At 56.2% G+C, this 20510-nt stretch carries 21 protein-coding genes and 1 other RNA gene; 14 read left to right on the top strand and 8 right to left on the bottom strand.

The features are described from left to right. Positions 1 to 7 precede the first annotated feature (7 nt). From prmC to H8696_RS07530, 8 genes are all read left to right on the top strand, one after another. Entirely contained in the window at positions 8 to 850 is an 843-nt protein-coding gene (gene prmC / locus H8696_RS07565) for a peptide chain release factor N(5)-glutamine methyltransferase (protein ID WP_330605398.1), read from the top strand. Positions 851 to 854: 4 nt separating this feature from the next. Further along, positions 855 to 1925, top strand: coding sequence for a peptide chain release factor 1 (gene prfA / locus H8696_RS07560; RefSeq protein ID WP_249316312.1), 1071 nt, complete (start codon positions 855 to 857; stop codon positions 1923 to 1925). A gap of 49 nt (positions 1926 to 1974) precedes the next feature. Then, positions 1975 to 2703, top strand: coding sequence for a ZIP family metal transporter (locus tag H8696_RS07555; protein ID WP_249316311.1), 729 nt, complete (start codon positions 1975 to 1977; stop codon positions 2701 to 2703). Between the two features lie 17 nt (positions 2704 to 2720). Continuing rightward, positions 2721 to 3749 (top strand): L-threonylcarbamoyladenylate synthase, encoded by a 1029-nt coding sequence (locus H8696_RS07550; protein WP_249316310.1) that lies wholly within the window; start codon positions 2721 to 2723, stop codon positions 3747 to 3749. A 1-nt stretch (position 3750) separates the two neighbouring features. Further along, positions 3751 to 4215, top strand: a complete 465-nt coding sequence (locus H8696_RS07545) for a low molecular weight protein arginine phosphatase (RefSeq protein ID WP_249316309.1) — start codon at positions 3751 to 3753, stop codon at positions 4213 to 4215. 89 nt (positions 4216 to 4304) lie between these two features. Next, entirely contained in the window at positions 4305 to 4934 is a 630-nt protein-coding gene (gene upp, locus H8696_RS07540; RefSeq protein WP_249316308.1) for a uracil phosphoribosyltransferase, read from the top strand. 56 nt (positions 4935 to 4990) lie between these two features. Further along, positions 4991 to 6277: a glycosyl hydrolase family 18 protein gene (locus H8696_RS07535; RefSeq protein WP_249316307.1), complete on the top strand. Its 1287-nt coding sequence runs from the start codon at positions 4991 to 4993 to the stop codon at positions 6275 to 6277. A 76-nt stretch (positions 6278 to 6353) separates the two neighbouring features. Next, the gene (locus H8696_RS07530; RefSeq protein WP_249316306.1) at positions 6354 to 6863 is read left to right on the top strand and encodes a PspC domain-containing protein; all 510 of its coding nucleotides are present in this window, start codon (positions 6354 to 6356) and stop codon (positions 6861 to 6863) included. A 411-nt stretch (positions 6864 to 7274) separates the two neighbouring features. Here the strand turns inward: H8696_RS07530 and H8696_RS07525 are convergent, their stop codons facing one another. Genes H8696_RS07525 through H8696_RS07510 form a run of 4 tightly spaced genes read right to left on the bottom strand, consistent with a single transcriptional unit; the run spans position 7275 to position 9815 of the window. Continuing rightward, positions 7275 to 7763 carry a hypothetical protein gene (locus H8696_RS07525; RefSeq protein WP_249316305.1) on the bottom strand — a complete coding sequence of 163 codons (489 nt, stop codon included), beginning with the start codon at positions 7761 to 7763 and terminating at the stop codon, positions 7275 to 7277. An 11-nt stretch (positions 7764 to 7774) separates the two neighbouring features. After that, positions 7775 to 8113, bottom strand: coding sequence for a hypothetical protein (locus tag H8696_RS07520; RefSeq protein WP_249316304.1), 339 nt, complete (start codon positions 8111 to 8113; stop codon positions 7775 to 7777). Further along, the gene (locus H8696_RS07515) at positions 8097 to 8699 is read right to left on the bottom strand and encodes an RNA polymerase sigma factor (RefSeq protein ID WP_249316303.1); all 603 of its coding nucleotides are present in this window, start codon (positions 8697 to 8699) and stop codon (positions 8097 to 8099) included. The genes H8696_RS07520 and H8696_RS07515 overlap by 17 nt, the downstream gene beginning before the upstream one ends. Before the next feature lie 6 nt (positions 8700 to 8705). Next, complete coding sequence (locus tag H8696_RS07510) at positions 8706 to 9815, bottom strand: DUF4097 family beta strand repeat-containing protein (protein ID WP_249316302.1); 1110 nt, start codon at positions 9813 to 9815, stop codon at positions 8706 to 8708. Positions 9816 to 9968: 153 nt separating this feature from the next. Here H8696_RS07510 and ffs point away from each other — a divergent pair. Beyond that, positions 9969 to 10234, top strand: an RNA gene (gene ffs, locus H8696_RS07505) — signal recognition particle sRNA large type. A gap of 50 nt (positions 10235 to 10284) precedes the next feature. On the opposite strand, the gene H8696_RS07500 is transcribed toward ffs, so the two are convergent. Then, positions 10285 to 10530 carry a CopG family ribbon-helix-helix protein gene (locus H8696_RS07500; RefSeq protein WP_249316301.1) on the bottom strand — a complete coding sequence of 82 codons (246 nt, stop codon included), beginning with the start codon at positions 10528 to 10530 and terminating at the stop codon, positions 10285 to 10287. A gap of 164 nt (positions 10531 to 10694) precedes the next feature. On the opposite strand from H8696_RS07500, the gene H8696_RS07495 reads away from it, so the two are divergent. From H8696_RS07495 to H8696_RS07485, 3 genes are all read left to right on the top strand, one after another. After that, the gene (locus H8696_RS07495) at positions 10695 to 12377 is read left to right on the top strand and encodes a sensor histidine kinase (RefSeq protein ID WP_249316300.1); all 1683 of its coding nucleotides are present in this window, start codon (positions 10695 to 10697) and stop codon (positions 12375 to 12377) included. Positions 12378 to 12455: 78 nt separating this feature from the next. Next, the gene (locus H8696_RS07490) at positions 12456 to 13859 is read left to right on the top strand and encodes a TrkH family potassium uptake protein (protein WP_249316299.1); all 1404 of its coding nucleotides are present in this window, start codon (positions 12456 to 12458) and stop codon (positions 13857 to 13859) included. A 19-nt stretch (positions 13860 to 13878) separates the two neighbouring features. Further along, positions 13879 to 14532, top strand: a complete 654-nt coding sequence (locus H8696_RS07485) for a potassium channel family protein (RefSeq protein ID WP_249316298.1) — start codon at positions 13879 to 13881, stop codon at positions 14530 to 14532. A 264-nt stretch (positions 14533 to 14796) separates the two neighbouring features. On the opposite strand, the gene H8696_RS07480 is transcribed toward H8696_RS07485, so the two are convergent. Then, complete coding sequence (locus tag H8696_RS07480) at positions 14797 to 15834, bottom strand: aldo/keto reductase (RefSeq protein ID WP_249316297.1); 1038 nt, start codon at positions 15832 to 15834, stop codon at positions 14797 to 14799. Between the two features lie 136 nt (positions 15835 to 15970). Between H8696_RS07480 and dapF the strand changes: the two genes are divergently transcribed. Together dapF and H8696_RS07470 are read left to right on the top strand one after the other, a co-directional pair. Then, positions 15971 to 16837, top strand: a complete 867-nt coding sequence (gene dapF / locus H8696_RS07475) for a diaminopimelate epimerase (protein ID WP_249316296.1) — start codon at positions 15971 to 15973, stop codon at positions 16835 to 16837. Further along, positions 16828 to 18306 carry a UDP-N-acetylmuramoyl-L-alanyl-D-glutamate--2,6-diaminopimelate ligase gene (locus tag H8696_RS07470; RefSeq protein WP_249316295.1) on the top strand — a complete coding sequence of 493 codons (1479 nt, stop codon included), beginning with the start codon at positions 16828 to 16830 and terminating at the stop codon, positions 18304 to 18306. Before dapF ends, H8696_RS07470 begins: the two co-directional genes overlap by 10 nt. A 41-nt stretch (positions 18307 to 18347) precedes the next feature. On the opposite strand, the gene H8696_RS07465 is transcribed toward H8696_RS07470, so the two are convergent. Continuing rightward, positions 18348 to 20039, bottom strand: coding sequence for an FAD-dependent oxidoreductase (locus tag H8696_RS07465; RefSeq protein WP_249316294.1), 1692 nt, complete (start codon positions 20037 to 20039; stop codon positions 18348 to 18350). Between the two features lie 10 nt (positions 20040 to 20049). After that, positions 20050 to 20499, bottom strand: a complete 450-nt coding sequence (locus H8696_RS07460) for a C-GCAxxG-C-C family protein (protein WP_249316293.1) — start codon at positions 20497 to 20499, stop codon at positions 20050 to 20052. Positions 20500 to 20510 lie beyond the last annotated feature (11 nt).

The following is a 20510-nucleotide window of genomic DNA, read 5'->3' as shown; positions in this document are numbered from 1 at the left end:
GTGCCCGATGAATATCAGGAAAGCCTTGCAGACAATGACGGAGGCGCTGAAGGCGAGAACGGAGGAGCCGAGATGGGAGGCCAGGATGATTCTGGCCCATGTGACGAGGCAAAAGCCGGCGGAACTGCTGTTCAAGCTGGACGAACCGCTGTCACAGCCGCTTTGGGCGACATGCCGGGAGCTGACCGCTAAAAGACGGGAGGGTCATCCCCTGCAGTACCTTGTTGGCGAATGGGATTTTATGGGCGAGACCTTTTATGTGGAACCCGGTGTGCTCATCCCAAGACCGGAAACGGAGCTTTTGGTGGAGGAGGCCCTGCGCTGTCTATCTCCCAAATCGGTTTTTGCCGATGTGGGTGTGGGCAGCGGCGCCATTGCGCTCAGTGTGCTGAAAAGAATGCCGGGCGCCAAAGCTTACGGCTTGGATGTGAACGAAAGAGCTCTGGCCCTTTCCCAAAAAAATGCTCAAAGATTGGCTGTGGAGGATCGCATAACGCTTCTCCGAAGCGATCTGTTTTCCGGGCTGAGCGAGGATGTACGGCTGGACGGTGTGCTGTCCAATCCTCCCTACATTCCAACGGGGGATATCGAGGGCCTGATGACCGAAGTACGGGATCACGAGCCTTTAAGTGCGCTGGACGGCGGTGCGGACGGCCTGGATTTTTACCGAAGGCTGGCCGGGGAGCCCATGCCCCTCAAAAAGGGCGGCGTGATGCTTCTTGAGCTGGGCCAGGGTCAGGATTCCTCTGTGCGGCAGATCATGGCACCGCTTTTTGAACGAACCTACTGTATCCAGGATTATAGCGGCATTCCCCGGATTTTTGTGGGCTGCGGCTGGCTGAAGGAGTGAAAGAATGTTTCTCGATCAATTGGAACGGGCCCGGTCCCGCTATGAGGAGCTGGCCATACTGCTGAGCCAGCCGGAGACGGTGGCCGATCAAAATAGGTTCACCGGGCTGGCCAAGGAACATGCCGAACTCAGCGAATTGGTGGAGGCCTACAACGGCTATCGTGCCAAGGCCCGGGAGCTGGAAGAGCTGCGGGCCATGATGGAGGACAGCGATCCGGAAATTCGGGAGCTTGCGGAAGCGGAGGAGCCGGAGGTTCAGGAAACGCTTCAAAGGATGGAGCAGGATATCAGGATTCTGCTTCTGCCTAAGGATCCCGATGCGGACCGCAACGTGATTATGGAGATTCGGGCCGGTGCGGGCGGGGAGGAAGCGGCCCTTTTCGGCATGGATCTCATGCGCATGTACACCCGTTACGCTGAGCGGCGAGGCTGGACGCCGGAAGTGCTGTCCCTGTCTGAAACGGAGCTTGGCGGCGTGAAGGAAGCCTCCTTCATGCTAAGAGGCAAGGGGGCCTTCTCCCGGCTTATGTACGAATCGGGCGTGCACCGGGTGCAGCGGGTGCCTACCACGGAATCGGGCGGCCGTATTCATACGTCCACCATCACGGTGGCGGTGCTGCCCGAAGCGGAGGACGTGGAGGTGGATATCAACCCGGGAGACCTTCGCATCGACACCTACCGTTCCTCGGGAGCAGGCGGACAGCATATCAACAAGACCTCGTCCGCCATTCGCATCACCCATATGCCTACGGGGATCGTGGTTCAGTGTCAGAACGAGCGCTCCCAGCTCCAAAACAAGGAGATGGCCATGCGCATGCTGCGCACACGGCTGAAGGATCAGTTCCAATCGGCCAAGGATGCCGAATATGCGCAGAACCGCAGAAGCCAGGTGGGCAGCGGCGACCGCAGCGAACGGATTCGGACCTACAACTTCCCCCAGGGCCGGGTGACGGATCACCGGATTGGGCTCACTATCTATAAACTTGACGCCTTCCTGGACGGCGATATGGACGAGGTGCTGGATGCCCTCGTGCTGGAGGATCAGGCGAGAAAGCTCGAAAAGGCGGGTCTGTAAAGCATACCCCTGTTCCCTTTCCTGTATATATAGGGGAAGGGGGATGGCAATGCAATATGAAATAATTTTGGCTCTGTCCTTGGCCTCCGGTGTGCTGGGTACGGCTCTCGGAGGTGGACTGGCCTTTTTTTTAGGCAATCCCAAGGACCGCACTCTTTCGGCGGTGATGAGCTTTTGCGCGGGGCTGATGCTGGCCGTGGTTTGTTTTGACCTCATTCCGTCCTCCCTCGCCTCCGGCGGCTTCGCCCTTGGCTTTGGGGGCGTGCTCTTTGGAGTGGGCACGGGCATGGTGGTGGACAGCCTAATCATGCGGCTCAAACGAGACGATAAGGTTTCACCGCTGGTGCGGGCGGGGCTCATGCTGGTTATTGGCGTGGCTTTGCACAATTTTCCGGAGGGACTGGCGGTGGGCGTCGGATTCATCAAATCGGTGAGCTATGGCGTGGGGATGTGCCTGGTCATTGCACTGCACGATATCTTTGAAGGCATCGCCATGGTCACCCCTCTGGTGGCGGGCGGTTGGAAGGCGGGCAAGGCCTTTTGGTACGCGGCGCTGTCGGGACTGCCCACGGCGCTGGGCGCAGGCCTTGGCCTCTGGGCGGGAGAGATCTCCCAGTGGGTGATTGATTTTTCTTTGGCCTATGCCGGCGGCGCCATGCTGTATGTGGTGGTGGGCGAGCTCATGCCGGAGGCCTACCAGCTTCACCGGGGAAGGTTCAATGTGATGGGCCTATGCTTCGGCGTGATGGCGGGGATCGCATTGACCGCCGCTTTTTAAAAAAAGGAGGACTGAACGTGTACGATACCAAGGTGTGGCCGGGAACGGAGACCTATATCCGGGAAGCGGCCAAGCTGCTTCAGCGGGGCGAGGTAGTGGGCATGCCTACGGAGACGGTTTACGGTCTTGCGGGGGATGCAACAAATCCTGAGGCGGTGGCTCGAATCTTCGCGGCCAAGAGCCGGCCCTCGGACAACCCCCTCATCGTGCATATTGCGGCCAGGGAGCAGCTGGAGGGTCTGGTGAGGCGCGTTCCAGAGGCGGCGAGGAAGGCCATGGAGGCCTTTTGGCCTGGTCCGCTGACCCTCATTATGCCCAAAGGGGAAAAGGTGGGACAAGCGGTCACGGCGGGACTGGACACGGTGGCTGTGCGCTGGCCGGCCCATCCCGTGGCCCAGCGGCTTATTTTAGCGTCCGGACTGCCCATTGCCGCGCCCAGTGCCAACACCTCCGGCCGGCCCAGCACCACTGAAGCGCGCCATGTGCTGGAGGATCTGGGGGGGAAGATTCCTGCCATCTTGGATGGAGGTCCTTCCAAGGTGGGCCTTGAGTCCACGGTGCTGGATACGACGGGGGAAGTGCCGGTGGTACTGCGGCCGGGTGGGGTGACGGCGGAGGAGCTGCGCGGACTGCTGGGCGAAGTGCGGGTCCACGAGAGCGCTCTTATGCCGCTTGAAAAGGATGCGGCGGCGCCGTCGCCGGGTATGAAACACAAACACTACGCGCCCAAAGCGCCGGCGATTTTGTTTGAAGGCGAAGTGGGCCATGTGGCAAAAGCGCTTGGCAGCTGGTATGATGAACATCTGGAGGAAAATCCGTACATTCTGGCTCTGGCCGATGTAGCAAAGAATCTGGGCGGACGCCGGGTCCGGGTCATGGGCGGGAGCACCGGGGAGGCCGCTCACAGTGTTTTTGCCGAACTGAGGGCACTGGATGAGGCGGGTGCAGGACTCATCCTGATTCAGGGCGTGGACAAGGCGGGCATCGGGCTTGCGGTGATGAACCGTTTGCTTCGAGCGTCGGGATTTCATGTGGTGGAGGTGTAGCATGATTCACGTTCTTTTCGTCTGTACCGGAAACACCTGCCGCTCGCCCATGGCGGCGGCGCTGTTCAACCATTGGGCGGAGGTGATGGGAATGAGCAGCCGCGTGAGAGCTGGCTCCGCAGGCATGGCGGCCCTGGGCGGCGAGGCGGCTTCGGAGCATGCGGTAAAGGCGATGGCAAGGCGGGGAATCAATCTTGCCCATCACCGTGCCCGTCCGGTGGAGGAGGCCATTCCAAAGGCGGATCTCGTCCTGTGCATGGGCCATGGACAAGCTCAGCTGCTCCGGGAACGGTACCCCCGCTTTGCGGAACGGATTCATCCGCTGATGCCCTATGCCTGGGGTCTTCGCACCGATGTGGAGGACCCCTATGGCGGAGATCTTGAAACGTATGAGGCCGTGGCTGAAAAACTTGAGGAAACGGTGCAGTCGGTGCTGCAGAAGCTGGAAAATTCGAGGGAGACATAGGCTGATTTGCCGATTGATGATTGCCAAGGCCTGTCCCATTACGTTATAATGGTTAAAGTGTATAGGAATAAATTCAAGGGGGTTTAAGAATGAGCAAATTCTGTGTGGTGGACCATCCTTTGATACAGCACAAGCTTTCCCTGATGCGGGACGAGAGCACGGGGGTCAAGGAATTCCGGGAACTGCTGAATGAGATTTCCATGCTCATGGCCTACGAGGCCACCCGGGACCTGCAGTTGGAGGAGACGGAGATTCAAACGCCCATCATGAAGGCAAAGTTCAAGGTTATTTCCGGCCGGAAACTGGGGCTGGTACCGGTTCTTCGTGCGGGCCTTGGCATGGTGGACGGCGTTTTGAGCCTCATCCCTGCGGCAAAAGTGGGGCATATCGGCTTATACCGCGATCCCCAAACCCTGAAGCCCGTGGAGTACTACTGCAAGCTGCCCTACGACGCGGAGGAGCGGGAACTGATTGTACTCGACCCCATGCTGGCCACCGGCGGCAGTGCATCGGCGGCCATCCAGTTTATCAAGGATCGGGGCTGCAAAAACGTCAAGCTTATGGTTTTGGTGGCGGCGCCGGAGGGCGTGGCTCGAATTCAGAAGGATCATCCTGACGTGGATATCTATGCGGCGGCGCTGGATGAAAAACTCAACGACCATGGCTATATCGTGCCGGGTCTGGGCGATGCCGGCGATCGGCTGTTTGGCACCAAATAGATTCCGCTGCATAACGGAGGAAAAATTTGAAATCTACAAATAAGGGGGGTGGCCGTGTGCCATCCCCCCATCTTCGAAAGATGGACCGCAAGAAAAAGAAGAGATCCATCCCTTGGAAAACCCTGTTTTCTGCGGGCCTTGGTCTCATAATTCTTATTGCAATCATTGTGATTGCGGCCAAAGGCTGCGGCGGGGATACGCCGGCAAGCGGCGCCATCTTCGGCACACCGCCCCCGGCTCAGGGCGCGGCGCCCACCCCCAACTGGGAGGACAACGTGCGGCCGGAACCAGCGGACAAATATGTGATGACATGGGATTATAAACCGACGGCCTTTGAAGGCGTTCCGGAAGGGGTCAACGTTCTTTGCCCCACATGGCTTTACGTGGAGGAGGGCGCGAGCGGCACCCCCAGCTTTGAAAACATTGCGGATCAGGGGGCCAACGCCGACTTCGAGGGCTATGTGAACAGCGCCCATGGGGCGGGAGCTGAAGTCTGGGGCACGGTGGTCAGCTTCAATCCCGAGCTCAGCAAGCGGGTCATCACCGATGGGACCACCCGGCAGGCTTTCTGCGCGTGGCTGGCGGAGCAGGTGGAGACCTTGAATCTGGATGGTCTGTGCCTTGATTTTGAGCGCATGGACCCCGACAACAAGATGGACTATTCCGCATTGGTGTTTCAGGTCAAATCGTCCTTGCCGAAGGATAAGACGGTATGTGTGTCGGTGACGGTAAAAACTGCTGTGGAACAGCCGGATAATTGGTATCAAAGCTATGATTATCCCTCCCTGGCGGAGGCGGCCGACTACATCGCTTTGATGGCCTATGACCAGCACACCGCTTCCTCGGAAACGGCAGGCCCAGGTGCGGCGCTGCCCTGGGTGGAGGACCGGCTGCGGAGAGCTCTTTGGGAGATTCCATCCGATCAGCTCATCCTGGGCATCCCCTTCTATGGGTATGATTTTCCCCATGCCATTCCGGAAGGCGCCGAGGATGTGGAGCGGGATGCGGAACCGATCTGGAAGAATGGCGGCATGAAAGCGGTGGCCGTGCTGAGAGCGCAGATTGAAAAGCTGAATTCCGATGGGGAAGTTACCGTGCGCAATCAGGCGCTCGCAGTGGACCGCTGGATAACCCGGGACACATGGTCCAACGAGTTTCAGGTGCGCTATCTCAGCTTTGTGGACAAGCAGGGCCTGCTGCACCGCCTGTGGTACGAGGACGATCAATCGGTGGCGAAAAAGGCCGCCTTGGTTAAACAGTATCATTTGAAAGGCGCTGCCGTCTGGCAGCAGGATTATGGCCGGGATTCCATGTGGCAGGCTGTATCCGGCGCCATACAATAATTTTTGAAAAATATGAAGGAATTTTTTCGCGCCGCCCGTCTAAGCTACAAATGCGAAACAAAAAGGAGCGAAAAAAATGAAACCATGGATTCGTTCAATGAATGACCGGGTGATTGCTGGTGTGTGCGCTGGTCTGGCCAACTCTCTCAATTTGGATGTGGGCCTGGTCCGGGTGCTGTGGGTGATCATCAGTTTCTTCACTTTGTTTGCCGGCGTTCTGGTTTACATCGTATGCGCCATCATCCTGCCTCAAGGGCCCACGCCGGTAAGAGGCGGTTACACCACGACCACGACCTACGAGAGTACGGCTTCTTCGGGGCCTTCGGAGGGCCCGAGCCATGCCGAACAGGCTGAATCGGACCCGTACCATGGACCGGTGGTGGATGAGAACAGCAACGTGGTGGGTCAGGAGCAGCATCTCGGCGGCGGGAACAAAGCGGCAATGATCTTCGGCGGTATCCTGGTCATCATCGGCGTCATCGCCATGCTGGAAGTGATGGGATTCAATATCCCCTATCGGATCGTGTTCCCCGTAGCTCTCATGCTGGTGGGTGCGTTCGTGATTATCCGAAGCGTTAAACGCTGATGGGAAGAAGAAGTAAAAAACAAGGCAGCCTGCGGGCTGCCTTGTTTGTATTCTTTGAGGAGAAAACGCAAGGTTGTGCGTTGGGAATATTCAGGGTCTACTATAATGTATGCGCAGGGCTGGCAAAGGTGAAAAAGGAAGCCTGTGCTGTGCGGCGGACGGCTTTGCCAAGAACACGGATCGCCCCTGGAAATCGGCCGGGCAAAATCACCCCGTCTGGGGAGCCGTCAGGGCCCGGCGAAACATATTTCTTTACCCATGATTATACATCCATTGACAGTCCTTCTGATTGGGCAGACGATAGTTTTAAGTTTACTCTGCAATTGGTGGAATCGGTAAACTGATTGACCCCGCCTGTTTTGCCGAAGAATCATTAAAAGAACCCTTCAGGATTTCCTGAAGGGTTCTAATTTAAGAGGGGTTTCTTCGTCCGCGGAGAAGAACATAAAGGCCAATCAGCACCAGACCTGCCGGGCCCACAAAGTTGGTGGCCACATTGATGATGCGGGCCAGAACGACCACATTGTACTGCCATAGCAGGTTTTCCACGATCTTTACGCCCCACATGCCGCCCAGAATAAGCAGCAGTATGCCGATATGGACAGCCGTAATTTTGGGCATCTTGAAATCCACAAAGCCTTTGTCCTCCACGGGGAAGCCGAGTTTTAGCTGGCGGTGGATATGCAGGGTATCAAAAACGTTGTAGCAAAGTACCAGCAGGGCAAAGAAAAGCCCCAGATACTGCATGGGCATAACGCTTAAAAACAGCAGGCCCAGAAAAAAGGCGGCCAGGTACTGTGCGCCCCGGGTCATGAGCCCCATATACATCAATCCACAGCCGGGAACCAGGGAGAAAAGAACCGCCAAAAATCCACTTTTTGCGCGAGGATGATATTGCATCGGAGACCTCCTTATTTATCAAAAGAGAATGGCATGGTGATGAAATCCAAAAAATCATAGAAGCCATCCTCCACTCGTGTGCCGAAGGATTGAAGGGATTGCTGGAATCCGCCGCCCTGTCCCGATGGGGGGAAGCTGAGGTTGGAAAATTGCAGGGCGATGATAATGAGGCTCGCCGTTACAAGGCTGAGTCCCACACGAAGTGAATTCTTCATGAATGGGGAGGCGCTGCGAACAGGCTGCCGCTCCTCCAAATGGATGGCCTTCATGACATTCCGGGAGAAGTTCTTGGGCGCCGGCGGCGCGGGATAGCGAGGCATATCCTGAAAGGTATTATCCTTGTTTTTCATGCGGTTCACCTTCCTTCTTCATGTGCTTCTCAAAGGCGTGCCGAGCGCGGTAAAGCCGCGTTTCCACCGTCCGTACGGGCAAATCCAGCACATGGGCGATCTCCTTGTAGGAGAGCTCCTGGTAGTAGTAAAGAATGAGAACGCTTCGGTATCGCTCGGACAGATCGTCCAAGGTTGCCTGCACGCTCTGCCGCTCTTTTTTACGGATAAACGCTTCCTCCGGCGAAGGATCGCGGTCGGGAAGCTGGTCCAAAATGGGAAGCTCCTCCGAAGCGTCGGTGTGGCGCCGGGAGGTTTCCCGTTTATTTTTGCGCGCCCAGTCGATGCATTTGTTGACAGCAATCCGGTACAGGTACGTGGAAAATTGTGAACGGTAAGCAAAGCGGCCCAGATTTTTATAGGCGGTAACAAACACCTCCTGGGCCACGTCATCCACATCACTATGACCGCCCAGGAAACGGTAGACCGTTCCATAGACGTGATTTTGATAGCGTTCCACCAGAATCTCAAATAGATCGGTGTCGCCGTCCAGCACGCGCTGGATCACCTCCGGATCGGTCAGCACGCTCACCTCGCAATATTCCATGATCCTTTAATCAATGGTAATCGAGCCGTTTTGCGTTGTCAAGGTAACCTTCTTGCCGCCGTCACCCAAGGTCATATCCAGGCTGTCGGAGGTGGTCTGGCGGTTGACTTTGTCGGTGAGGGAATCGGCGGAAATGCTGCCAAAGCGGGCCTTGGCGGACAGAGTGGCATTCTCGAGGTCCCGAGCAGCATGCTCATAATCGATATCACCAAAACTGCAGGAAGCATCAATGTCGCCGGCAATGCCTGCAAGGGTGATGTCGCCGTTTTGATTGGTCAGCTTAACACTGCCGCCAATGCCGGCCAATTCCATGTCCCCAAAGGAGTTTTCCGCTGTGACGTCCTTTTTAATCTCGCTGATCTCGATATCGCCGTTGGCCAGGCGCACGCTGACCGTACCCTGGCAGACATCGATGGACACATCGCCGAAGGCGCTGTCCACGGCAACATTGCCCCCAATGTCCAGTATATCGATATCCCCGTAGGAGGAGCGTATTTCCACAGAAGGCAGTGCGGGCAGGACGATGTCAAGATCCACCGGCGGAATGCTGCCGTCGTCCCTGGGAGTCACCTTGAGATAGTACCGATCGGCCTGTTCCTCCAGGATCATTTCGGGCATATCGGCCTCCCGGCCCACCGGAATGCTGGGAGTGGCAATGATCTCGCCGTCTTGAGATTCCCGCACATGAATGTCTCCGTAGGAACTTTCCACCACCAGCGGCTTTTGGGCATCAGCCTTGAGAACGAGAGGCGGCTGCACGACATAGTGTCCATTCACGCGGTCGTCCCAGCTGCGTACAATGCGGTGGATATTCCAGCCGTTTTCTCCAGCCACGTAGCCTACGAAATAGGTGCCGCCCACGCACAGCAGATAAAATACCAAAAGTACGATGGCGATGGCACTGGCACCCACCTGGCGGGGCGGATTCATCCGCTCTGCAAAGATTCGGGTGAGCAGAAATTCAAGACCCAGTGCGATAAAGACGATGGGAAACGCATAGGGCAAGTAGGGTATGACATCAAAGTCCATGATCAGTCGGCATAAAATCAGCACGCCGGTCAACAATAGAGCGATACCCAGCGTAAAATAGCCTACCTTTTTCTTTTGGGGATTCATGATTTGCCTCCTCCGATACGTTCGTTCTTCCGTCTAACCCTTGGACGTTGGCCGGGACCGGAATCCTTCACTTTTGCCGGGCCAATTTTTGCCGGAAGAAAGAACTTGATTGAAGGCTTTGAATCGTGTACAATGGGTTAAGCCTAAAATTTGCCGTGCTAGGCGGGGAGTTAGCGGTGCCTTGTACCTGCAATCCGCTACAGCAGGGCTGAATTCCTGCCCGGAGGCTTTTTGTTGTGAGGTCTGGGCTTGGTAAGGAGTGTTGATGGTCGGGTCCCGTGCAATCAGGCTTTGTGAACCCTGTCAGGTCCGGAAGGAAGCAGCAGTAAGCAAATGACCTGGTGTGCCGCGGGATGGCCTGGCTGGAGCCACCTGCCAAGTGTCCGCTTGGAACAACGAGTCGAGGGGCGGGTGCACGGCATTCCATTAATAAAAGAAATCATCCATCAAAAGTGGATGATTTCTTTTATTATGGATTTTTGGATTTGGGCTCGATGACGGTATATCCCTTACCGCCGGTATCGTATTGACTTTTGGGTTCAGCTATGACCGCATTGTCCGCAAAGTATTTCATCGCCATATTGATGAGCTCATTGCGGGAACGGCCCGTTTTTTGAGAAAGCCGATCGAAGGTCGCCACCAATTCCTTTTGCACGCGCACACTGAATGTTGTGCTCGTATCCGAATCTTTTGGCTGAATGACAATTGGAGCCATTGTTGTATCACCACCCTCTTAATATTATAAACACTTAAATCTTTTTAATATATGGTATTTTTTGTTGCAGGATTACTATTGCATTATATAATTAACATGAAGTTTAAATTTATGATATGATCATGTTACATTAGAGGTCATACATTCGTAAAGGAGCGTGAACCATGGCAACCCGTGAGGAAAATTTTGTGGACGAGGGAGAATTGCTGCAGGCCGAAGATTTGGAGGACAAGCTTGCCCTTATTCTCTATCAGACGCTGAATCATCACTTGGAGCAGGGCGGTACGGCCAGCGGCCGCCGAATTATCCTCAGCAGAATGAGCGCGGCCCTGAACGCACAGGATATGGCCCTTTGCGTGCTGCGCCAAACCGGCGAACGGCTGTGGTGCTGCTTCGGTGAAAAAAGCGAAGCCTGGTGGGAAGAGTGTCTGAATGGGCCTGCCGGCAGGGTGTTTTTAAAGGATGCGCGGAAACATTCCCTGCTGGAGCTGGATTGCCATGAACGCTCGGACAGAGCAAAGATCCTAAAGAGTGCGGGCATTCAGAACCTGATATGGCTTCAGTGCGACCTGGACGGGGATCACGTATTTTTGATCGTGCCTGACCCAAGAATCCGCAATCCGTGGAGCGCTCAAAATAGACGGCTTATTTTCAGCTTGATGGTGCTTCTGGGGAAAAGCGTGCTTGCAAGCCATGGGGCTTCCAAGGATGTTGGAGATTATGAGCGGATGATGGAATGGCTGGTGAACGGAATCACCGAATGTGCCTTCGTGCTGGAACGCAACGATGTGGTGCTGGCCAATGAACGGGCGCTTCAATATGTGCACTGCTTTCAGCCCTCCATCGGGGATGACCCATGGCGGCATTTTTATGAAAAAATCCAAAAGCTGAGTGAAGCGAGAGAGGGCATGGTCTTCGAGCAGGTCCTTGCTTTTGCCGATGAATGCCGGTGCATTAAAACCTATCTGATGCCTCTAGCGGCGGAGGGCAGAAACTGGACACTGGTTATTGCCGTGGATATCACCGACCGGTGGGAAACGGCAAGAACCAATGGAATCCTCGAAGAAAAGGTGGAGGAGAACCGCGCCTTGTTCAAATACCTGTCCAACGTGTCCCACGAGCTCCGAACGCCGCTCAACTCGATTCTGGGAACCATCCAGGTTTTGGAGATTCTCGTTCGCTCGGGCAGGCCGCTGGATCTGGAGAATAAGCTGGAAGCCATGCGCCTCAACTGCTATCGGCTGCTCCGTCAGGCCAACATGCTGATCGATTTTTCCAAGATCAACGCCGGATACATGACCCTTTGTCCCTGCAACTGTGATTTGGTATCGGTGGTGGCAGGCATCTGTAACACGGTCGTGCCCTACATCACGCAAAGAGGTCTTTCATTCCAATTTGTCAGCAGTGAGGACCGGTGTGTGGCGGCTGTGGACATTCATAAGCTGGAACATATCATGCTCAATCTGCTGTCCAATGCGGTAAAGTTTTCCCGGCCGGGCGGAGTGATCGTGGTGGGGGTCGCATCCCTGGCGGACACGGTGGAGATCACCGTATCCGATCAAGGCGCCGGCGTGCCGGATTCCATCCGGGACAAGGTATTTGATCTATATTGCGTGGGGGATCCGAGGAAGGTTCGGGGAAGCGGCAGCGGCATAGGTCTGGCCATGGTCAAGTCCTTTGTGGACCTTCATGGCGGTAAGGTGAGCTTTGAAAGCGAAGAGAATGAAGGCACCACCTTTACCATTGAGCTGCCCCGCCGTGTCGTCGACGATCAGAAAGTGGTGGATTACAAATACTTTAAGGATCACATGATGGTGAACACAGAATTCTCATCCTCCCTGAGCTGATTATAGGAAGCCAGGGCTTGCCAAGCGGGTTTCACAATGGTATGATTCCTCTATACGCAAAATGGAGGAGGCGCAGGCATGGCCTGGATTGTGCAAATGTTCAACAAACTGCGCAGCCGTATCCATTTGAAACCGGTTCAGATTTTGGTGGGCGGCTTTGCGCTGGTGATTCTGGTCGGCTCCCTATTGCTCAATTTGCCCATTGCTTCCCGCAGCGGGGAAAGCGTGGGCTATTTGAATGCCCTTTTTACCTCCACCTCTGCGGTATGCGTGACCGGGCTTGTGGTGGTGGAAACGGGATCCACCTTCTCCATCTTTGGCCAGATTGTAATCATCGCCCTCATCCAGTTTGGCGGTCTGGGTCTGATGACCTGCGCCACGTTCCTGTTCATGATTCTTCGCAAGAGAATCACGCTGAAGGAGCGGCTGGTCATGCAGGAGGCCCTCAATGAAAGCGGACTTCAGGGACTGGTTAAGCTGACCCGCAGCATCCTCATCATGACTTTGACGGTGGAGCTTGTGGGCGCGGCCCTGCTGTCCACACGGCTTGTACCCTATTATGGGTTTGCAAAGGGACTTTATTATTCCTTCTTTCATTCCATCTCAGCATTTTGCAACGCAGGATTCGACGTTTTCGGTACCGGACAGAGTCTCATGCCCTTCCGTGAGGATTTCATGATCAATTTCACGATCATGGCTTTGATCATTATCGGCGGTCTTGGCTTCACGGTTATTCTGGAGGCCAACAACAAGCGGCGCTTTAACCGGCTCAGCCTTCAGGCGAAGGTGGTGCTGTCCATGAGCGCTCTGCTCATCGTGGTGGGTACACTGGTCATCGCCGTTTTGGAGTGGAACAATCCGGGAACCCTAGGGGCGGAGGGGATGAACCCCTTTGAGAAAATCATGGCGGCCATGTTCCAGTCGGTGAGTGCCAGGACAGCGGGTTATGCCACGGTGGATCAGGCGGCGCTAACGCCCGCCAGTAAATTTTTTACCGTTATCCTGATGTTCATTGGCGCTTCCCCGGCATCCACCGGCGGCGGCATCAAAACGACCACCATCGCCGTTTTAATTCTGCTGGTGATCAGCGTGATCCGGGGTAAGCGAGAGATCGAAATCTTTGGAAAGAGCCTTTCCTGGGGTACCATTACCCGGGCGGTGGCCATTGCCATGCTGGCTTTGGTGCTGGTGGTGGGCGTGACCATGGTGATCAGCATGATTGAGCTGGGCCTCGGCGACCCCATGGTGGCCCATGGAGGGCTGGATGACGTGCTCTTTGAATCGGTATCGGCTTTCGGCACCGTGGGGCTCAGTGCCAATCTGACACCCTTTTTGGGCACGGTCAGCCGGATTATGCTCATACTGACCATGTTCATTGGACGGCTGGGGCCGATGACCTTGGCTTTGTTCTTCGCCATACGGCAAAACACCCGGAAACGCGCCCACATCAAGCGGCCGGAAGACCGCCTGATGGTTGGCTGATTAAAGGAGGAAGCTTTTTATGCGGCAGTTTGCCATCATTGGACTGGGACGGTTTGGGTCCAGCATCGCAAGTACCCTCTATTCGCTGGGCTATGATGTGCTGGCCATCGATAAAAATGAGGAGCGCGTGGAGGACATCTCCGACCGGGTCACCCATGCCGTGCAGGCCGATGCTACCGACGAGGCGGCGATCCGCACGCTGGGTCTTAGAAATTTTGATGTGGCAGTGGTCACCATCGGCAACGATATCCAGGCCAGCATCATGGTGACCATGCTCTGCAAGGAACTGGGCATTCCCAAGGTCTTAGCCAAGGCCCAGGGCGATCTGCATGCCAAGGTGCTGCTCAAAGTGGGAGCGGACCGGGTGGTCTTCCCGGAACGGGACATGGGCGTTCGGGTGGCCCACAACCTGGTTTCCTCCAGCATCGTGGACTTTATCGAACTGTCCGACGACTACAGTTTGGTGGAGCTGTCGGTTTGGCCCGAATGGGTGGACAAGAACCTGCAGGAGCTGGAGATGCGGGTGAAGTACGGCATCAACGTGCTGGCCATCCGGCATGGCAGCAGCATCAATGTATCTCCTCGAAGCGACGATGTGATTCGGGAGGGCGATGTTCTGGTGGCCATCGGGTCCAACCAAAACATCAAACGCCTGGAAGCGCACAATCAATAGGCCGCTGCACAATATCAAAGACCCCCAACGTCCGTAGGACTTTGGGGGTCTTTTTCGTAAAATCTTCTGCTTTTTGTTCAAACGTACTCAATAGCGTTAAGCTACGTTTGTGTCAAGAATGGGCCTCGTTTAGCACGAGGGGGTGTTCTTTGTACGTTTGATCATAGGTTTGACGCTTTCATCAAGCTGTCAATCCGTTTCATCCGGCAGTAAGCTTTTACAATAGAAGTATGTCCGGATGAAGAGGGAAGATGCGAGGAAAAATTAGCCATTTTTTATTTCATCCTGATGCTCCGCCAGAAAGGTCTTATATAGGGCCAGCTGGCGCTTGAGGAGCCCGGGCGTATCCAGGCCGTAGGGACAGCGGGAGGCACAGGCGCCGCACTCGATGCAGGTCTCCACCCTGGCCATCTCCGCTTGAAATTCGGAAGTGATGTAGGGCTGGTAAGGCGAACGGGTCATCAGGAAGTAGATCCTGGCCGCTTGAGGGATGAGAATGTTCTGGGGACAGGGCAGACAGTAACCGCAGGAACGGCAGAAATCCCCGGAAAGCTCCTCTCGCTCCTTTTCCATGACGGCCTCCATGGCCGCGTCGATGATGGGCGGGTTTTGATCCAGCTCCAAAAACTGCTCCAACTCCCACATGTGCTGGATGCCGTAGATGGGCACCACGTTGTCAAACTGGCGCAAGAAAGCAAAGGTGGCGGGCACGTTGGCCACAAGTCCGCCGCTTAGCGCCTTCATGGCGATGAATCCCACGTCGCGGCTTTTGCATAAATTGACCAGTTCAATTTCCGGCTGCTGACTGAGATAGGAAAAGGGGAACTGAACGGTCTCATACAGGCCGCTCTCCGCCGCCTCGCGGGCAACATGGATACGGTGGTTGGTGATTCCGAAATGGCGGATCATGCCCTTTCTTTTGGCTTCCACCAAAGCCGCATACAGGCCCTTTTCGTCGTTTGGATCGGGCAGCCCGGCGGGGTTGTGAAGCTGATAGAGATCGATATAATCGGTCCGCAGGTTTTTGAGGCTGGTCTCGAGATGGGCCCACAGCGTCTTGGCATCGGCGGCCTGGGTCTTGGTGGCGATCACCACTTTATGGCGCCGGCCTTCAAAAGCCAGACCCAATTTTTCCTCACTGTCGGTGTAGGCGCGGGCCGTATCAAAAAAATTGATGCCGGCGTCAAAAGCGCGGCTGACAATATCCACAGCCGTTTTCACATCGTCCCTTTGAATGGGCAGCGCGCCAAAGGCGGTGCGGGTGACCATCAAATCCGTTTTTCCTAAACGAGTTTTCTGCATACTGAATATCCTCCCTTTTGGAATAATAAAATTATAGCACATTCCAGGTCCTTACAAAAGGCCATTGACAAACGATTCTCAAGGGATTACCCTATGATCGGAGGAAGTATCTAATATTGGAAGGAATGATGGACCCATGAGATTCACCAAGATGACATCCCTTGGCAATGACTTTGTATTTGTGGATGGGATTCACCAGAATATTCACGATCCCAACCGCTTGGCTAAATTCGTATCCAACCGAAACTATGGCGTAGGCGCCGACGGCTTGGTGCTCATCTGTCCCTCGCAGAATGCCGACTTCAGAATGCGCATCTTCAATCCCGATGGCACCGAGGCCCAGATCTGCGGCAATGCCATTCGCAGTGTGGGCAAGTTTGTCTATCATTACGGCATTACCCGCAAGACCCGAATGCGTATCGAAACCATCGCCGGCGTCAAGGTGGTGACGCTGGATGTGAAGTCGGGGAAGGTGGTCAACATCACCGCCAACTTTGGATCGCCCATTCTTGAGGCGGCGAAGGCTCCGGTGATCACCGATCTTGAACAGTTCATTGATCAGCCGGTGGAGGTGCTGGACCGCACCTTCCATGTGACGGCTATGTCCCTTGGCAACCCGCATATGGTGGCCTTTGTGGAGGACGTGGACCATTTTGATCTTGAAAAATACGGACCCGCCATGGAGCACCATCCCCTCTATCCCGAGCGGGCGAACTGTGAGTTTGCTGAGATCCTGGCTCCGGACCGCATTCGTTTCCGGGTTTGGGAACGAAGCGTGGGCGAGACCCTTGCCTGCGGTACCGGCTCCTGCGCGTCGGTGGTGGCCGGCGTGCTTACCGGCCGCTGCAACCGGAGTGTAGATGTGGAACAAAAGGGCGGCGTGATCCATATTGAGTGGGATGAATGCACAGGGGATCTATTCATGACCGGACCTTCCACGGTGGTCTTTGACGGCGAATTTGTGGAAGGCAATCCCTATGAGGAAAATGCGCCATGGGATTGACACTGAAGGAGCTTTTGGCGGGCCAGCCCTTCGAGATCTTGCAGGGCAGTCCCGATATTGAAATTGGGGATATTGTGTGCGACTCCCGGAAGGTGGTTCCGGGCTGTCTGTTCTGCTGCCTGGTGGGTCGAACGCTGGACGGCCATGACTATGGACCTGCCGCTGCCAAGGCGGGGGCTGCCGCCCTTTTGGTGGAGCAGCCGGTGGAGGCGCCGGCGGATACCACGGTGGTGAAGGTAAAGGATGGGCGGGCGGCTATGGCCTGCGCCGCCGCAGCGTTCTACGGCCATCCCTCCCGGGAACTGCATATGATCGGTATCACGGGCACCAAGGGAAAGACCACCTGCAGCTACATGACAAAAAATATTCTGGAGGCCGCGGGATACAAGGTTGGCCTCATCGGTACCATTCAAACCATGATTGGGGATGAGGTGGTTCCCTCCCGCAACACCACGCCCGAGTCCCATGAGCTGCAGCAGCTTCTCCGGCGTATGAAGGATGAAGGCTGCACCCACGTGGTGATGGAGGTTTCCTCCCAGGGCCTGATGATGCACCGGGTGGACGGCACCGAGTTTGAACTTGGTGTGTTCACCAATATCTCGGAGGACCATATCAGCCCCACTGAACACAGAACCTTTGCCGAATATATGGGCTGGAAGTCCGTGCTTTTCCGGATGTGCCAGCATGGACTGGTCAATGCTGACGATCCCAAATGGGAAGAGGTGCTTCAAGGACACACCTGCGATATCGCCACCTTTGGCATCGAGCATTCCGCGGATATCATGGCGGAAAATGTGCATCTCCGGCGGGAGGGACGGCATCTTGGCGTTGACTTTACCCTGTGCCGCGGGGATAATCGCTGGACCATGACGGTGGGTCTGCCGGGCAAGTTCAACGTGGAGAACGCGCTGGCCGCGGCGGGCATCGCTCTTTACTTTGGCATTGGGGAGGGCGCGATCCGAAAGGGCCTTCGGGATGTCCACGTGCGGGGGCGGGTGGAGCCGGTGCCCACGCCTTCGGATTATACCATTTTGATTGATTATGCCCATAACTACATGAGCATGGAGTCGCTGCTTAGCACGCTACGGGAGTACAACCCGGGACGGCTTATCTGTCTGTTTGGCGGCGGCGGAAACCGCGCCCGCGCCCGGCGCTTTGATATGGGTGAGATTTCCGGCAGATATGCCGATCTCACCATCCTGACCGAAGACAATCCCCGCTTTGAGGAGCTTGAGGATATCATGGAGGACCTCAAAGTGGGCCTTGAACGCTCCCAGGGGCGATATGTGATCATTCCCGACCGGAAGGATGCCATCGCCTATCTGATCGATCACGCCCAGCCTGGGGATATCGCCGTATTGATCGGTAAGGGGCACGAGACCTATCAGGACATCAAGGGCGTGAAATATCCCTTTGATGAACGGGAGGTCGTTCGGGAAGCCCTGAAGGAACGGGGCTGGCAGGAGTAAGAATAAAAAAAGGACGCAGTTGCGTCCTTTTTTTATGGAGCTTAAGACCTGGCATATCCCAGGCAGTCGATGGGCAGATCAGGAACCGTGGCGCCCCGCACCCCCTCGTACAACTGATAACCGCCGGCCAGATTGTACACATCGGTAAAGCCATGCTGAACGAGGATCCGTTCGGCCAGGTAGCCACGAAGTCCCACCTTGCAGTAGACCACCGTGGGCCGGTCCTTGGGCAGTTCCTCAAGGGTCTCCCGAAGATTATCCAGCGGGAACAGCTTTGCGCCCTCGATGTGGCCCGCCTCGTATTCGGCGGGAGTGCGCACATCCAGAAGCAGAGCATTTTCGGGCAGGCAGCCAATATCATGCCAATGGATCTGCCGGCTGAGGCCGTCCAGCACGTTTACCGCCACGAAACCAGCCACGTTGACGGGATCCTTGGCGGAACCATAGGGCGGTGCATAGCACAGTTCAAGCTGAGAGAGCTGATCCACCGTCGCACCCAGCTGAAGGGCCGCGGCGATGACGTCAATGCGCTTATCAATGCCTTCCGGACCCACGGCCTGGGCACCCAGCACCCTGCGGCTTACCGGCGAAAAGAGCAGCTTCAAAGTCATCTGGCGGGCGCCGGGGTAGTAGCCCGCATGGTCCAAGGGCTGAACGTAGACCTTCTCATAAGGCACATTTTCCCGAAGCAGCGCCTTTTCACTCATACCGGTGGCGGCAGCGGTCAGACCGAACACCTTTACTACGGAGGACCCTGCCACACCGGGGAAAGCGTGCGGCAGACCGGCAATGGCGCCGGCGGCCAGCCGGCCCTGGCGGTTGGCCGGTCCGGCCAGCGCCAGCAGGGTTTCCTTGCCATCCAGCAGGTTCCAGGTTTGTACGGCGTCGCCCACAGCATAGATGTGGGGATCGGAGGTGCGCTGATGGCTGTCGGTCCAAATACTGTCTTTGAAGCCGAGCCGGAGTCCCGCCGCCTTGGCCAGCTCCGTCTCCGGCCGTACCCCGATACAAAGGGCCACCAGATCCGCTTCAATGGGAGCGTGATCCCCAGCGGTTACGGCCAGTCCCGAAGCGGTCTTCTCAATGGATTGGAGCGAGGAGCCCAAAATTAGACGGACACCATTTTTTTCAAGCTCGGTCTCAATCAAACGGGCCATATCGCTGTCCAAGGGTGGCAGCACCTGATCAGCGCCCTCCTCCAGGGTGACCTCCACACCCCTTGCCTGCAGATTCTCCGCCAGTTCCACGCCAATGAAGCCGGCACCCACCACCACGGCTCGTTTTACGCCGCCTGCATCCACCTTGGCCTTGATGGCCGCCGCATCGGGAATGGTGCGAAGGGTGTACACGCCTTTGAGGTCCGCACCGGGCAGAGGCGGCACGAAAGGACGGGCTCCGGGTGAGAGGATCAGTCTGTCGTAGCTCTCCTCATAGGTGCGGCCGTTTTTGCGGTCATGAACGGACACCGTCCGGCGATCCCGGTGGATGGCCGTAACCTCGCTGTTTGTCCGGATGTCCAGGCGGAAACGGCGGGACATGCCCTTGACCGTCTGCACCAGAAGATCGTCCTCGTCGGGAATCACATTTCCTACATGGTAGGGAAGCCCGCAGTTGGCATAGGAGATGTGTTCGCCCCGTTCAAAGACGACGATTTCTGCATCCTCCATAAGTCTGCGCGCTCTGGCCGCAGCACTGGCCCCTCCGGCTACGCCGCCTACAATCACAATTTTCATGGATGCCTCCTTAAATTTTGTCCTCGAGAGCCTTTTCCAAAATCTTTGCCGCACCTTCCACAAATTTGGCACAGGGCCGCTTTTTGTAATAAGCATCCGTGCGCTCGGAAGGCTGGGCCTTCGCCTCACAGTCCGCCTTTTCCAGAAGCTCTCTGCAGATGGTGGTATCGAACTGATCCTCAAAGGCGTAATTCAAGCGGGCGATTTTGGCGTAAAAGGCCTTCTTGGCCGCACTGTCGGTGGGGTCGTAGTTGCCCCAAAGAAGGCTTGCCGCCATGAACATGCCGGTGACGGCGCCGCATTTCTCACGGAGCCCGCCCATACCGCCGCCCATGGCCGCGGAGATGCGCAGAGCGTCCGCCTCACTGATGCCCTGATCCACTGCAAAGGCGGTGAAAACCGATTGGGCGCAGTTCATACCCGAATAAAAATTATTTACGGCTCTTTCCGATGGGGTCATGACCTCACTCC

This window comes from Gehongia tenuis, from assembly GCF_014384795.1.
GTDB classification, from domain to species: Bacteria; Bacillota; Clostridia; order Christensenellales; family NSJ-53; genus Gehongia; species Gehongia tenuis.
The sequence above is the reverse complement of the archived record's forward strand: the minus strand, read 5'-3'. Positions and strand labels throughout refer to the sequence as shown.